Origin of the sequence: Streptomyces albospinus, assembly GCF_014648695.1 — a bacterium.
GTDB classification, from domain to species: domain Bacteria; phylum Actinomycetota; class Actinomycetes; order Streptomycetales; family Streptomycetaceae; genus Streptomyces; species Streptomyces albospinus.
This window is the reverse complement of the sequence record NZ_BMRP01000043.1, coordinates 35,308-49,447: the sequence shown is the minus strand read 5'-3', so window position 1 is coordinate 49,447 and position 14,140 is coordinate 35,308. Positions and strand designations below refer to the sequence as shown.

Here is a 14,140-nt window from a genome sequence, read left to right as displayed (position 1 = left end):
ACGCCCTGTTCTTCGGCGCCGCCGGTCTCGGTGCGCTGTCGATACTGCTCACCCTCCTCATCGTCCCCGAGACCGCGGTGCGGGCCCCGGGCCGCTTCGACGTCGCCGGTGCCCTCGGGCTGTCCGCCGGGCTCGTCGCCCTACTGCTGCCGATCACCAAGGGCGACTGGGGCTGGGGTTCGCCGACCACCCTCGGCCTGTTCGGGGTCGCGGCGCTGGTGCTGGTGCTGTGGGGCGTGATGGAGCTGCGGATCGCCGATCCGCTGGTCGACCTGCGGACGAGCGCCCGGCGCGAGGTGCTGCTCACCAACCTCGCCTCGATCACGGTCGGTGTGGCGTTCTACGCCATCTCGCTGGTGCTGCCGCAACTGCTCCAGCTGCCGAAGTCGACCGGCTACGGCCTCGGTCAGTCCATGGTGGTGGCCGGTCTGTGCGTGGCGCCCCTGGGCCTGACGATGATGTTCGTCGCCCCGCTGTACGCGCGGATCGCCGCCCGCCGCGGTCCCAAGATCTCGTTGCTGCTGGGCATGCTGGTCATCGGGATCGGCTACGGCGGCGGCATCGGCCTGATGAGCGCCCCCTGGCAGACGGTCATCATCGCGGTGGTCGTCGGCGCCGGCATCGGGCTCGCGTACTCCTCGCTGCCGGCGCTGATCGTCGGCGCCGTCGACCCGTCCGAGACCGGCGCGGCGAACGGCCTCAACACCCTGATGCGCTCGATCGGCACGTCCGTGTCCAGCGCGGTGATCGGCATGGTGCTCGCCCATATGTCGACCCGCGTCGGCCCGGTGTCGGTGCCCACCATGGCCGGCTTCCGGGTCTCCTTCCTGATCGCCACCGCGGCGGTCGCCCTCGGCGTGCTGGTGGCGGCCTTCCTGCCGTCCCAGCGGGCCGCGTCCCGGCGGACGCTGGTCGCGCAGAGCGCGGAGGGGGCGGACGCGGCCGGCGAGCCCGGTGCCGCCGACGCGGTGGCGGCGGCCACGCCGGAGCCGGCGGTGCAGCGCGCCCGCGTGGCGGAGCCCGCGGCCGGATTCCGCGGGCGGGTCCTCGACGCGTCCGGCGGGCCGGTGCCGCGCGCCGGCGTCACGCTGATCGACCGGCAGGGACAGCAGGCCGGTGTCACCACGTCCGACGCCGAGGGGCGTTATGCGCTCGCCGCCCCGGGCGCGGGAACGTACGTGCTCACCGGCGCCGCCCCGGGCCACACCCCGCACGCTGCCGCGGCGACGTACCACGGCGAGGGCACGGTCACCGAGACGGACCTGATACTGACCGCCACCGGCAGCCGCCTCGGCGGGACCCTGCTCGGCGGCCCGGACGGCACCCCGCTCGCGGGAGCGAGCATCGTCGTCACCGACGCCCAGGGCGATGTGGTCGCCCGTACGGAGTCCGGCGCCGACGGCAGTTGGGCCGTCGCGCAGCTGCCGAACGGTGACCACACCCTCGTGCTCGGCGCCCCCGGCCACCAGCCGCAGGCCCGCGCCGTCCAGCTGTCCGGCGGCGGGCCGGAGCGCCAGGACGCCCGGCTCCGGCCGACCGCCACCGTGCGCGGTACGGTCCGCGGCCCGGACGGGCAGCCGCTGCGGGATGCCGCCGTGACGCTCCTCGATGACGGCACGGTCGCCGGACACTTGGTCACCGGCCCGGACGGCGCCTTCGCGTTCGCCGATCTGAGCAGCCGTCACTACACCCTCTCGGCGGCCGGCTACCCTCCGCACGCCGCGCCGATATCCCTCACCGGCGGCGGCGACGCGGTGCTGGATCTGGACCTCGTCCAGCCGTCGGGTGCCGACGTTCGCTGACGGCCGCCGACGGGCCCGGCGGAGCCGCCCGTGCGCGGCGGGCCCGTAGCGCCCGCCGGCATGCGCGGACCCGCCGCCTGGCGGGTCGGCTCACCGTGCCGCCAAGTGCGCCCGGGTTTCGTCCAGTTCGGCCTCCAGCGTGCGGCCGGCCGCCTCGGCGTCGCCGCCCGCCACGGCCTCCACCAGGGCCGCGTGGCGGGCGTCGCCGTGCCGAGGGTCCTGATCGCGCAGACCGAGGAGCCGGACGAGGTCGATCAGGCCCTGCCGCAACGCGGGCGCGAACTGGGTGAAGAGATCGCTGAGCACGGGGTTGTGCGCGGCGTCGACGACGGTGGCGTGCAGCGCGATATCCGCGTCGACGAACGCCGCGTCATCGCCGTGCGCGGCGGTCGTACGGCGGCGTTCCAGAGCGGCGCGCATCGCCGCGACATCGGCGTCGGTGCGCCGTTCGGCCGCCAGCCGAGCGGCCTGGACCTCCACCATCGCGCGGACCTCGTAGACATCGGCGACGGCCGCACGGCGCAGCCGGGTGGGCCAGTCCTCGGTCGGTTCGGTGGCGATGACGAAGACGCCGGAGCCGTGCCGCGGCTGCACCAGCCCGGCGCCGGCCAGCGCGCGCAGCGCCTCGCGCACGGTGGAGCGGCCGACGCCCAGCGTCTTGGCCAGGGTCGTCTCGCCGGGGAGCTTGCTGCCCACCGGCCAGTGCCCGCCGGTGATCTGCTCGCGCAGCCGCTGCGCGGCCTGCTCGACCAGGGGGCTGGGGCGGAGGGCTTCCAGCGGCATCCCGTGTCTCACGTCCTCGTGGTCGCACCTCTCCTCAGGTTGTCTGAGGAGTTCATTCATGGTTACTGTACCCGCCATGAAGCTGCGTGGTCTCCTTCTCGGCCGCCGCGGCGGGGCTTGACGCGACCGGCACCCCGCCGCGGGGTGCCGTGCTGCCGGTCCTCCTCCGGCTCCTGTGAAGGAACGTCATGACCCCAACGTCCGGCACGTCCAGCACGCTCAGCGCGACCGGCACCGAGCCCACCGCCCTCCGCACCCCGTTCCCCACCCTCCGTACGCCCGACGGCCCGGTCCCCGACGCCGCCCCGGCATGGAATCCGCAGCGCGGCAGCGCGATGCCCGCCCACCGCTACCGGCCCGCCCACGAGCGGGTCGAGGTGCCGCTCACCGAACGGGCCTGGCCCGCCGCCCGGATCGAGCAGGCCCCGCTGTGGGTGCCGGTCGATCTGCGCGACGGCAACCAGGCGCTGGCCGAGCCCATGGACACGCCCCGCAAGCGCCGGATGTTCGACCTGCTCGTCGCGATGGGCTTCAAGGAGATCGAGGTCGCCTACCCCTCCGCGAGCCGTACCGACTTCGACTTCGTACGGCACCTCGCCGAGAGCGGCGCCGTACCGGACGATGTGACGGTGGTGGTCTTCACGCCGGCCCGCCGCGAGCTGATCGACCGGACCTTCGCGGCCATCGAGGGACTGCCGCGCACCGTGGTCCACCTCTACACGGCCACCGCGCCCACCTGGCGCGAGGTCGTCCTCGGCCGCACCCGCGCGGAAGTACAGGCGCTGATCCGTGACGCGGCGACGCACCTGGCCCGGCTCGCCGCGGCCCGTCCGCGGGCCGACATCCGATTCCAGTTCTCGCCCGAGGTCTTCAACCTCACCGAACCCGACCTCGTCCTGGAGATCTGCAACGGCCTGACCGAGCTGTGGGACGCCGCACCGGACCGTCCGGTGACCCACAACCTGCCGGCCACCGTGGAGATCGCCACGCCCAACGTCTACGCGGACCAGATCGAGTACATGCACCGCCATCTGGCGCGGCGGGACGCGGTGATCCTCTCGCTGCACCCGCACAACGACCGCGGAACCGGCGTGGCCTGCGCGGAACTCGGGCTGCTGGCCGGCGCCCAGCGCGTGGAGGGCTGCCTGTTCGGCAACGGGGAGCGCACCGGCAACGTCGACCTGGTCACCCTGGCCCTCAACCTCCACACCCAGGGCGTCGACCCGATGATCGACTTCTCCGACATCGACACCGTCCGCCGCACCGCCGAGGACTGCATCCGGCTGCCCGTCCACCCCCGCCACCCCTACGCCGGCGACCTCGTCCACACCGCCTTCTCCGGCACCCACCAGGACGCCATCAGCAAGGGCTTCGCCCAACACGCCCGGCACGCGGCCGAGTTGGGTGTGCCCGAGGCCGATGCGCCGTGGGCGGTGCCGTATCTGCCGATCGACCCCGCCGACCTCGGACGCAGCTACGAGGCGGTCATCCGGGTCAACAGCCAGTCCGGCAAGGGCGGCATCGCCCACCTCCTCCAGGCGCACTACGGACTCGACCTGCCGAAGGACCTGCGCCCGGACTTCTCCCGCACCGTGCAGCGGGCGACGGACGGCAGCGGACGGGAGGCCACCCCGAAGGACCTCTGGGAGCTGTTCCGCCGCACCTATCTCGATCCGGGCGTGGACGGGCCGCTGACCCTGGACTCCTGGACCGCCACCGAGCCGGCACCGGGAGCGCACCGCGTCCGCTGCACCCTGGGCACGACCGGCGGCCGGGACGCCGCGGACGCCGTCTCCCGGCCGTACGAAGGCAGCGGCAACGGCCCGCTCGCCGCGTTCACCGACGCACTGGCCGCCGCCGGGCACCCCGTCGACATCGTCGGCTACACCGAACACGCCACCGCCGCCGGACCGGACAGCGCCGCCATCGCCTACGTCCAGTGCCGCATCGGCGCGGCCACTTACTGGGGCGCGGGCCAGGACACCTCCGTGCTGACGGCGTCCCTGCGGGCCGTCCTGGCGGCCGTCAACCGCCGCATCCTGTCCGCACCGGCCCCCGGGGCGTAGGCCGGCGGGCGACGGGGCAGACCGGCAGGCGGGTGCACCGGAACCCGGTGCACCCGCAGGCGGGCGAGCGGACAGGAGACACCGTGGCAGCGGACCTCGGCATCGGCGTCATCGGACTCGGCCTGCGCCGTAATCTGGCGGACGCCGCCCACCGGCCCGGCCGGGGCTGCGCCGTCATCGCCGTCGCCGACCTCGACCCCGGCGTCCGCCGCCGTGCAGCCGCCCGCTTCGGCGCCCGCCTCGCCACCGGCGACCACCGCCAACTCCTCGCCGACGACCGGCTCGACGCGGTCATCGTCGCCACTCCCGACGACACCCATGAGCGCATCGCCTGCGACGCACTGGAAGCGGGCCGCCCGGTCTACGTCGAAAAGCCGCTCGGCATCACCGCCGAGAGCTGCGACACCATCCTGCGCACCGCCCGGCGGACCGGCACCCGCCTCTACGTCGGCCACAACATGCGGCACATGGGCGTGGTCCGGCTGATGCACCGTCTGATCGCCCGCGGCGACATCGGCGAGCCCAAGACGGTGTGGACCCGTCACTTCGTCTCGTACGGCGGCGACTTCTACTTCAAGGACTGGCACGCCGACCGCCGCCGCACCACCGGCCTGCTGCTCCAGAAGGCCGCCCACGACATCGACGTGATCCATCTGCTCGCCGGCGGCTACACCCGCCGCGTCAACGCCCTCGGCGACCTCCTCGTCTACGGCGACCTGCCGCGCCGCGCCCCCGGCACCCCGCGCCCGGACGGCTGGCTGCGGGAGTACGAATGGCCGCCGACCGCCCGCCGGGATCTGCACCACGTGGTGGACGTCGAGGACGCCTCCGTGATGAACATGCAGCTCGACAACGGGGTGATCGCCGCCTACCAGCAGTGCCACTTCACCCCCGATTACTGGCGCAACCACACCGTCATCGGCACCGAGGGGCGGCTGGAGAACTTCGGCGACGGTCCCGGCGACATCGTGCGGGTGTGGAACACCGGGCCCACCGGCTACCGCCCCGAGGGCGACGTCACCCACCGGGTGCCCGAGGCCGGCGGATCGCACGGCGGTGCCGACGCCCGGATCATCGACGAGTTCCTGCGCTTCGTCCGCGACGGCGGCGCCACGGACACCTCACCGGTCTCCGCCCGGATGAGCGTCGCCGCGGGCGAGGCGGCCACCCGCTCACTGCGCTCCGGCGGCGTCCCCTACGAGGTACCGCCGCTCGACGACGAGCTGCGGGGATACTTCGAGCGCGGCCAGGAGCCCCGGCCGCGGCACGGTCGATGACCGTTGCCCGTCCACACCCGAGGGTGGGATTTCGGTCGTCTGCGGCCCACCGGCCCGCCCCCGGTGCGCCCCGTCACCCTCCGCATACCACCGGCACCACCGCCCCGCCCGCGCCCCTGGGCGCCGGACGGCGGCACGCGACCGGACGGCGGGGCTCCCGGGACAGGTGGGGCAGCTGGGACCCACGGGCGGGAGGTCTGAAACGGCCGAACCTCGTAGTGCCGCGTCCGCAACCGGGAAAATTTCTGCGAGCCTGGGCGGCGCACCGGAGTTCCGGCTGGTCACAAGGCCGCCGGGGCAGCGTGATGCCGGGCGCGCGGACTCGTTAGCGGTGTGTTAGTGCCCCGTTAGCGGACCGGCAGTGCCCGGGGCCACGCTGGAAGAGCAACGGACGGACCGTACGCACCCGACTGTTACGAGGGTACCCACCTACCAGACGAGGGGGAGACTCATGTCGCTCACCACCAAGACCCTCGGCCGCGGCCGGCGCGTCGCTGCCGGATCGCTGATCGCCGTCACGGCGCTGACGCTCACCGCCTGCCAGAACGGCACGGACGCCGCGTCCCGCCCCTCGTCGGCCGCCGCGCCCGCCACCTCCACGGCGAACGGGCAGTCGGCCGGCGCCGACGCGCAGCCCACCGGGCACGGCGCCCGGCCGTCCAACGGCGCCAAGTCCTCGGGTGCCGCCGCGGGCCTGCCGAACGCCGGCCAGGCCAACCCCTCGGCCATGACGGAGTCCGACCGCTGCACCGCCAACGACATGTCGCTGCACCTGGGCCGTACCGACATCGGCGCGGGCAACATCCGCGTCCCGCTGGTGTTCACGAACAAGGGCAAGAAGACGTGCTCGCTGCGCGGCTTCCCCGGCGTCTCGCTGATCCAGCGCGACGGGTCGTCCGTCGGCAAGCCCGCCGGCCGCGAGGGCGCGGCGGGCGGAACCGTACGCCTCCGGCCCGGACAGAGCGCACACGCCCTGCTGCACACGGTCAACGAGGGCGTCTCGGACACCCCGTGCTGGAAGAACTCGCAGATCGTCTTCGTCTACCCGCCCGGCTCCAAGGAGTCGATGACCACCGGCAGCGGCGGGCTGCGGGTGTGCGGCGGCACGTTCACCGTGACGTCGCTGGAGGCCGGGTCGCTGAGCTGACCCACGCGAACCCTCGTGGGGCCGTTCCGGTGCTGGTACGTCACCGGAACGGCCCCGCTCGGCTCTCCAGGTCCCCGCTGCGGTGTTACCAAGGTGAACGGAAGCCGTCCGCTTCCGCTGCACCCCTCCCCTAGGAGGCACACCGCCATGGATGCCGCACCCGCGACCACGACCGACGCCGCCCGGCCGTCGGCCGAGGACGAGTCCCCGATCCACGTCCTCTGGATCAACGCCGGCCTGAGTTGCGACGGCGACTCGGTCGCCCTGACCGCCGCGACCCAGCCGAGCATCGAGGAAATCGCGCTCAGCGTGCTGCCAGGACTTCCCAAGATCCAGGTCCACTGGCCGCTGATCGACTTCGAAAGCGGGCCCACCCAGGGCGCGGACACCTTCATCGAGTGGTTCTTCAAGGGCGAACGCGGTGAGATCGACCCGTTCGTGCTGGTCGTCGAGGGGTCCATCCCCAACGAGTCGATCAAGCCGGAGGGCTACTGGTGCGGTTTCGGCGACAACCCCGAAACCGGCCAGCCGATGACCACCAGCGAATGGATCGACCGGCTGGCCCCCAAAGCGCTCGCCGTCGTCGCCATCGGCACCTGCGCCACCTACGGCGGCATCCACGCCATGGCCGGCAATCCGACCGGCGCCATGGGCGTGCCCGACTACCTGGGCTGGGACTGGAAGTCCAAGGCCGGCATCCCGATCGTGTGCGTACCGGGCTGCCCGATCAAGCCCGACAACTTCTCCGAGACACTGGTCTACCTGCTCTACCAGGCGGCCGGCGCGGCACCGATGATCCCGCTGGACGAGCAGCTGCGGCCCACCTGGCTGTTCGGCGAGACCGTGCACGAGGGCTGCGACCGGGCCGGGTACTACGAGCAGGGTCAGTTCGCGACCACCTACGACTCGCCCAAGTGCCTGGTGAAGCTCGGATGCTGGGGCCCCGTGGTCAAATGCAATGTGCCCAAGCGGGGCTGGATGGACGGCATCGGCGGCTGCCCCAACGTCGGCGGGGTCTGCATCGCCTGCACCATGCCCGGCTTCCCCGACAAGTTCATGCCGTTCATGGACGAGCCGCCCGGCGCCAAGCTCTCCAGCACCACCAGCCTCGCGTACGGCACCGTCGTCCGCCGGCTCCGCGGCATCACGGCCAGGACCGTGGACCACGAACCGAAGTGGCGGCACCGCGGCGAGAAGTTGACCACCGGCTATCGGCGACCGTGGTGACCGCTTGCGGCCCGGCCGCCCCGGCGGTCGGCGCCGCGTCGGCGATCCGCTGAACACACCTGCCGGACACCACGTCGGACACCACGTCAGACCCCACCTCTCGCGCGCAAGAAGGGCACGGCACACACCATGGCAGCGAAGACCAAGACGGCCGGTGACGGCAGCGGTCTGACGGAGATGTCCTGGGATCCGATCACCCGGATCGTGGGCAGCCTCGGCATCCACACGAAGATCGACTTCAAGCAGAAGCGGGTCGCGGAGTGCTACAGCACCTCGTCCGTCTTCCGCGGCTACAGCGTCTTCATGCGCGGCAAGGACCCGCGCGACGCCCACTTCATCACCAGCCGGATCTGCGGCATCTGCGGCGACAACCACGCCACGTGCTCGGTCTACACGCAGAACATGGCCTACGGGGTCAAGCCGCCGCACCTCGGCGAGTGGATCATCAACCTCGGCGAGTCCGCGGAGTACATGTTCGACCACAACATCTTCCAGGAGAACCTGGTCGGGGTCGACTACTGCGAGAAGATGGTCCGCGAGACCAACCCGGGCGTCTGGGAGCTCGCCCAGCGCACCGAGGCCCCGCACGCCGGCGAGCACGGCTACCGCACCATCGCCGACATCATGACCTCCCTCAACCCCATCGAGGGCGAGTTCTACCGCGAGGCGCTCCAGGTCAGCCGCTACACCCGGGAGATGTTCTGCCTGATGGAGGGCCGCCATGTGCACCCCTCCACGCTCTACCCGGGCGGCGTCGGCACCGTGGCCAGCGTCCAGCTCTTCACCGACTACCTGAGCCGGCTGATGCGCTACGTGGAGTTCATGAAGCGCGTGGTGCCGCTCCATGACGACCTGTTCGACTTCTTCTACGAGGCGCTGCCCGGCTACGAGGAGGTCGGCCGGCGGCGGGTGCTGCTCGGCTGCTGGGGTGCGCTCAACGACCCCGAGCACTGCGACTTCACCTACCGCAACATGACGGACTGGGGCCGGAAGATGTTCGTCACCCCGGGCATCATCGTCGACGGCAAGCTGGTCACCAACGACCTCACCCAGATCAACCTCGGTATCCGGATCCTGCTCGGCAGCTCCTACTACCAGGACTGGGAAGGCCAGGAGCAGTTCGTCACCCACGACCCGCTCGGCAACCCCATCGACCCGCGCCACCCCTGGAACCAGCACACCATCCCCGCCCCGCAGAAGCGGGACTTCAACGACAAGTACAGCTGGGTGATGTCGCCGCGCTGGTTCGACGGCAAGGAGCACCTGGCGCTGGACACCGGCGGCGGCCCGATCGCCCGCCTGTGGTCCACCGCGCTGTCCGGGCTCGTCGACACCCCGTACGTCAAGGCCACCGGCAGCAGCGTCGTCATCGACCTGCCGCGCAGCATGACCCGGCCCGAGACCCGCTTCGAGTGGAAGATCCCGAAGTGGAGCAACGCGCTGGAGCGCAACCGCGCCCGCACCTACTTCCAGGCGTACGCGGCGGCCATGGCGCTGCACTTCGCCGAACAGGGGCTGGACGAGGTGCGCGCCGGACGCACCCAGACCTGGGAGAAGTTCGAGGTCCCCGACGAGTCCATCGGCTGCGGCTTCACCGAGGCGGTGCGCGGCGTCCTCTCGCACCACATGGTCATCCGGGACGGCAAGATCGCCAACTACCACCCGTATCCGCCGACCCCGTGGAACGCCAGCACCCGCGACACCTACGGCACCCCGGGCCCCTACGAGGACGCGGTGCAGAACACCCCGATCTTCGAGGAGAACTCCCCGGAGAACTTCAAGGGCATCGACATCATGCGGACGGTGCGCAGCTTCGACCCGTGCCTGCCCTGCGGCGTCCACATGTACGTCGGCAACGGCCGCTCCGTGCAGAGCATGCATGTGCCCACCGGGCTGAGCGGACTGGCCGGATGACCGCCCCGGCCGCCGCGCCGTCCGCCGAGCTGACGGGCCGCCGGGTCGAGGAAGTACTGGACCGCCTCACCGCACAGGGCGACGGCGGATCGGTCGCAGCCGCCGAGGAACTCGTCCGCGCGCTGATGGACTTCTACGGCGCCGGGCTCACCCGGATCATGCACCTGGTGGAGCGGCGCACCGGCGAGGGCGGGCCGCGCGCCGCGCTGCTGGCCGACGAACTGGTCAGCAGCCTGCTGGTGCTGCACGATCTGCACCCGGAGGACGTCACCACCCGTATCGGCCGGGCGCTGGAGAGCGTACGGCGGCAGGTCGCGGCCGAGGTGGCGGAGTTCGACGCGGACACCGGCGCACTGCGGCTGCGGACCGCCGGGTCCGGCGGCTGCGGCTGCCCGAGCAGCGCGGCGGGCGACCGTGAGGCGGTGGCGGCGGCGCTGTCGTGCTTCGCGCCCGAGGTGACCTCGATCGTGTGGGAGGCGCAGGACCGCACGCCGGAGCCGGCCCTGGTGCAGATCTCCCGCCGCCCGCCGACCGCCGCCGCGGCGCCGTGAGCGCCCCGCAAACCGCCGCGCACCGCGGGCTGCGGCGGTTCCGCGCCCCGGCGCCCCCGCCGCCCGAACGCTGCGAACTGTGCGGTGCCGAACTGACCGGCCGGCACCGCCACTTGGTCGACACCACCAACCGCGCGCTGGCCTGCGCCTGCATCCCCTGCGCACTGCTCTTCCAGCGGCCCGGCGCCGGCGGGGGACAGTTCCGCACCGTCCCGGACCGCTATCTCACCGACCCCGCGCACCGCCTCGACGACGCGGCCTGGGACGGGCTCCAGATCCCCGTCGGCGTCGCGTTCTTCCTCCGCAACGCCGCGCTGGACAGGCTGGTCGCGCTCTACCCCAGCCCGGCCGGCGCCACCGAGAGCGAACTCGACCCGGCGCGCTGGCAGACCGTGCTGGACGCCAGCGACCTGGCCGGGCTCCTCGAACCGGATGTGGAGGCCCTGCTGCTGCGCCGCACCGAGGACCGCATCGACTGCTTCCTGGTCCCGGTCGACATCTGCTACGAACTCGTCGGCCGGATGCGGATGTTGTGGCAGGGCTTCGACGGCGGTGCCGAGGCGCGCGCGGCGCTCACCGAGTTCTTCCACGACGTCGCCGGCCGGGCCCGGGAGCTGCCCGAGGAGGACCGGCGGCCGTGAGCGAGCTGTCCTTCACCTGCCTCGGCGTCCGCGCCGACCGCTACGCCGCCGCGCCCACCCTCCTCTTCCGGCTGCGGATCAGCACACCGGGACCGGATCGGGTGCACGCCATCGCACTGCGCTGCCAGCTCCGGATCGAGCCGGCCCGGCGCGACTACGGCCCCGAGGAGGCCGCCGCGCTGGCCGACCTCTTCGGCGAGCGGGCGCGCTGGGGCAGCACCCTCAAACCCCTCCAGTTCGCCCAGGTCTCCCTCGTCGTGCCGGGCTTCACCGGCGAGACGGAGGTGGATCTGCCGGTGCCCTGCACCTACGACCTGGAGGTCGCCGCCGGGCGCTACTTCCACGCGCTGCGGGACGGCGAGGTGCCGCTGCTGCTGCTGTTCTCCGGCACGGTGTTCGCCGGTGCGGGCGGCTTCCGGGTGATCCCGGTGCCCTGGCACAAGGAGGCGGTCTGCCGGATGCCGGTGGCCGTCTGGCAGGAGATGACCGATACCCACTTCCCCGGCGGCGGCTGGCTGCGGCTGCCGCGGGAGACCCTGGACGCGCTGCTCGCCTTCCGTTCCCGGCACGCACTGCCGTCCTGGGAAGCCACCGTTGAGGCGCTGCTGGCTCGTGCGGACGAGACCGGGCCGCGCGCCCGGCTCTTCCCCGGAGCCGTTGCCCGCCCCGTAACCGAGAGGACCGAGTCGTGACGACCCACGTGCCGAACGATGCGCTGGGCGAGCGGTTCGCCGCCGTCCGGCAGGTTGCCGACGCCGTGCTGTTCGAAGGCTATGTGCTCTACCCCTACCGGGCGTCCGCCGCCAAGAACCGGCTGCGCTGGCAGTTCGGCGTGCTGGTGCCGCCCGGCTGGGGCGCGGACCGCGCCGAGCACTCCCACCAGCGCACCGAATGCCTGATGGAGCCCCACTCCGGCGCCCGGCTCCGCGCCGAGCTCAGGTTTCTGCGCGCCCAGCGCCGTACCGTCCAACGCATGTGCCCGGACGGGGAGTTCCAGACCGTACCGGAACTGGAACTGCCCGACCGGGTGCTGGTCCCGTGGGACGAGGGCGTCGAGGAGCGCTGCCCGCTCGACGTGGCGGTCGCCGAGCTCACCGGGGACGGCGTCACCGTCCCGTTGACCTGGCCCGCCGGCGAGGACACCGAGCCGGTGCACGATGCGGACGGGCGGCTGATCGGCCGGCTGGTGCGCCGCCGCGGGGAGGTCAGCGGCCGGCTGCGGCTGACCGCGAGCGAGATCGACGGACCGTACGCGGCGCTGCGGCTGACCGTGACCGTGGAGAACACCAGCGACTGGGCACCGGAGCAGGCGGCGGCCGACCGGGAGGCGGCGCTGCCGCGTTCGCTGGTCGCGGCGCATCTGCTGCTCGGCCTGAGCGGCGGCCGGTTCCTGTCCCTGACCGACCCGCCCGAGTGGGCCAAGGGCGCGGTCGCCGACTGCCGCAACGAAAACACCTGGCCGGTGCTCGCCGGTCCGGACGGCAGCGCCGACGTCGTCCTATCGTCCCCGATCATCCTGGAGGACCACCCGGCCATCGCCCCCGAGAGCCCCGGTGCGCTCTACGACGCCCTGGAGATCGACGAGATCCTCACCCTGCGCACGGCGGCCCTCACCGACCAGGAGAAGCGCGAGGCCCGCGGCACCGACCCCCGGGCGGCCGAGGTCATCCACCTCGCCGACACCGTGCCGCCGGAGGTGCTGGACCGGCTGCACGGCGCCGTACGGTCACTGCGCGAGGCCACCGGACCGGACACGGCGCGGGCGGCGACCGGCACCGACGCCCCCTGGTGGGACCCCGGCAGCGACCGCTCGGTGGATCCCGAGCGCGACCGGATCGTCATCGACGGCCGGTCGGTCGGCGCCGGAAGCCGGGTGCAGCTGCGCCCCGGCAAGCGCCGTACCGACGCCCAGGACCTGTTCCTCCACGGGTGCAGCGCACAGGTCGAGGCCGTCCTGCACGACGTGGACGGCGGGGTGCACCTCGCGGTGACCGTGGACGGCGACCCGGGCGCCGACATCCGGCGCGAGCAGGGCCGCTTCCTGTACTTCCAGCCCGACGAACTCGCGCCTTTGGAGGAGGTGTGAACGGCGACGCGCCCCGCACCGGCAGGACGCTGATCGCGGGCGTCGGCAACATCTTCCTCGGCGACGACGGCTTCGGCGTCGAGGCGGTCCGGGCGCTCGGCGAACACCCCCTGCCCGAAGGCGTCGAGGTCGTCGACGCCGGCGTGCGGGGCGTGCATCTGGCCTACCGGATGCTGGACGGCTACGAGACGGTGCTGCTGGTCGACGCCTCCGCGCGCGGCGGCGAACCCGGCTCGCTCTACCTCCTCGACGCCTCCGACCCCGCCGACGGACAGGGGCCGGGAAGCACGCCCCTAGACGGGCACCACATGACGCCGGACGCGGTGCTGGCGCTGCTCGGCACGCTCAGCGCCGGTACCGGCGGCCGGCGCCCGGAGCGCGTCCTGGTCGTCGGCTGCGAACCGGCCGACACCGCGGAAGGCATCGGGCTCAGCGAACCGGTCGCCGCCGCCGTCGACGAGGCCGTACGGATCGTCCTGAAGCTGGTCGGCGCGGACCGGCCGGCCCCGGCCACCACCACTGAGAGGAACACGACACCATGCTGAAGCTGGCCCTCGGCGGCGTGCTCGCCGCCGCCCTCGCGCTCGCCCTGCGCAACCTGCCCGACCTCAAGCGCTATCTGCGCATGCGCACCATGTGACGCCTG

General features: G+C 72.9%; 13 protein-coding genes. 12 read left to right on the top strand and 1 reads right to left on the bottom strand.

Annotation, left to right across the window (positions count from 1 at the left end; translation table 11 throughout):
• A partial coding sequence (locus IEZ17_RS34265) for an MFS transporter (RefSeq protein ID WP_229852906.1) occupies positions 1–1,802 on the top strand: 1,802 nt, incomplete at its 5' end.
• 90 nt (positions 1,803–1,892) lie between these two features.
• Here the strand turns inward: IEZ17_RS34265 and IEZ17_RS34260 are convergent.
• Positions 1,893–2,585, bottom strand: a complete 693-nt coding sequence (locus IEZ17_RS34260) for a FadR/GntR family transcriptional regulator (protein WP_189307122.1) — start codon at positions 2,583–2,585, stop codon at positions 1,893–1,895.
• 188 nt (positions 2,586–2,773) lie between these two features.
• On the opposite strand from IEZ17_RS34260, the gene leuA reads away from it, so the two are divergent.
• The 11 genes from leuA (at position 2,774) to IEZ17_RS45030 (ending at position 14,134) form a co-directional block, all read left to right on the top strand.
• A complete protein-coding gene (leuA, locus tag IEZ17_RS34255; RefSeq protein WP_189307101.1) occupies positions 2,774–4,651 on the top strand; it encodes a 2-isopropylmalate synthase in 1,878 nt (625 codons plus the stop codon).
• An 83-nt stretch (positions 4,652–4,734) separates the two neighbouring features.
• Entirely contained in the window at positions 4,735–5,928 is a 1,194-nt protein-coding gene (locus tag IEZ17_RS34250) for a Gfo/Idh/MocA family protein (RefSeq protein WP_189307099.1), read from the top strand.
• Positions 5,929–6,379: 451 nt separating this feature from the next.
• Positions 6,380–7,075 (top strand): DUF4232 domain-containing protein, encoded by a 696-nt coding sequence (locus IEZ17_RS34245; RefSeq protein ID WP_189307097.1) that lies wholly within the window; start codon positions 6,380–6,382, stop codon positions 7,073–7,075.
• 147 nt (positions 7,076–7,222) lie between these two features.
• Positions 7,223–8,302 carry an NADH-quinone oxidoreductase subunit B family protein gene (locus IEZ17_RS34240; protein WP_189307095.1) on the top strand — a complete coding sequence of 360 codons (1,080 nt, stop codon included), beginning with the start codon at positions 7,223–7,225 and terminating at the stop codon, positions 8,300–8,302.
• A 129-nt stretch (positions 8,303–8,431) separates the two neighbouring features.
• The gene (locus IEZ17_RS34235; RefSeq protein WP_189307093.1) at positions 8,432–10,216 is read left to right on the top strand and encodes a nickel-dependent hydrogenase large subunit; all 1,785 of its coding nucleotides are present in this window, start codon (positions 8,432–8,434) and stop codon (positions 10,214–10,216) included.
• The gene (locus tag IEZ17_RS34230; protein ID WP_189307090.1) at positions 10,213–10,767 is read left to right on the top strand and encodes a NifU-related iron-sulfur-binding protein; all 555 of its coding nucleotides are present in this window, start codon (positions 10,213–10,215) and stop codon (positions 10,765–10,767) included. Before IEZ17_RS34235 ends, IEZ17_RS34230 begins: the two co-directional genes overlap by 4 nt.
• On the top strand, positions 10,764–11,408 hold the full coding sequence (locus IEZ17_RS34225; RefSeq protein WP_189307088.1) for a DUF5947 family protein: 645 nt from the start codon (positions 10,764–10,766) through the stop codon (positions 11,406–11,408). Before IEZ17_RS34230 ends, IEZ17_RS34225 begins: the two co-directional genes overlap by 4 nt.
• Positions 11,405–12,100 carry a DUF6084 family protein gene (locus IEZ17_RS34220; protein ID WP_189307086.1) on the top strand — a complete coding sequence of 232 codons (696 nt, stop codon included), beginning with the start codon at positions 11,405–11,407 and terminating at the stop codon, positions 12,098–12,100. Before IEZ17_RS34225 ends, IEZ17_RS34220 begins: the two co-directional genes overlap by 4 nt.
• Positions 12,097–13,494 carry a hypothetical protein gene (locus IEZ17_RS34215; RefSeq protein WP_189307084.1) on the top strand — a complete coding sequence of 466 codons (1,398 nt, stop codon included), beginning with the start codon at positions 12,097–12,099 and terminating at the stop codon, positions 13,492–13,494. The genes IEZ17_RS34220 and IEZ17_RS34215 overlap by 4 nt, the downstream gene beginning before the upstream one ends.
• A complete protein-coding gene (locus IEZ17_RS34210) occupies positions 13,491–14,039 on the top strand; it encodes a hydrogenase maturation protease (RefSeq protein WP_189307083.1) in 549 nt (182 codons plus the stop codon). The genes IEZ17_RS34215 and IEZ17_RS34210 overlap by 4 nt, the downstream gene beginning before the upstream one ends.
• Entirely contained in the window at positions 14,033–14,134 is a 102-nt protein-coding gene (locus IEZ17_RS45030; protein ID WP_373300035.1) for a DUF6893 family small protein, read from the top strand. Before IEZ17_RS34210 ends, IEZ17_RS45030 begins: the two co-directional genes overlap by 7 nt.
• Positions 14,135–14,140 lie beyond the last annotated feature (6 nt).

Coding starts and splice junctions, on each gene's coding strand:
- IEZ17_RS34260 (WP_189307122.1), bottom strand. CDS start 2,585: ATGCCGCTGGAAGCCCTCCGCCCCAGCCCCCTGGTCGAGCAGGCCGCG.
- leuA (WP_189307101.1), top strand. CDS start 2,774: ATGACCCCAACGTCCGGCACGTCCAGCACGCTCAGCGCGACCGGCACC.
- IEZ17_RS34245 (WP_189307097.1), top strand. CDS start 6,380: ATGTCGCTCACCACCAAGACCCTCGGCCGCGGCCGGCGCGTCGCTGCC.
- IEZ17_RS34240 (WP_189307095.1), top strand. CDS start 7,223: ATGGATGCCGCACCCGCGACCACGACCGACGCCGCCCGGCCGTCGGCC.
- IEZ17_RS34235 (WP_189307093.1), top strand. CDS start 8,432: ATGGCAGCGAAGACCAAGACGGCCGGTGACGGCAGCGGTCTGACGGAG.
- IEZ17_RS34230 (WP_189307090.1), top strand. CDS start 10,213: ATGACCGCCCCGGCCGCCGCGCCGTCCGCCGAGCTGACGGGCCGCCGG.
- IEZ17_RS45030 (WP_373300035.1), top strand. CDS start 14,033: ATGCTGAAGCTGGCCCTCGGCGGCGTGCTCGCCGCCGCCCTCGCGCTC.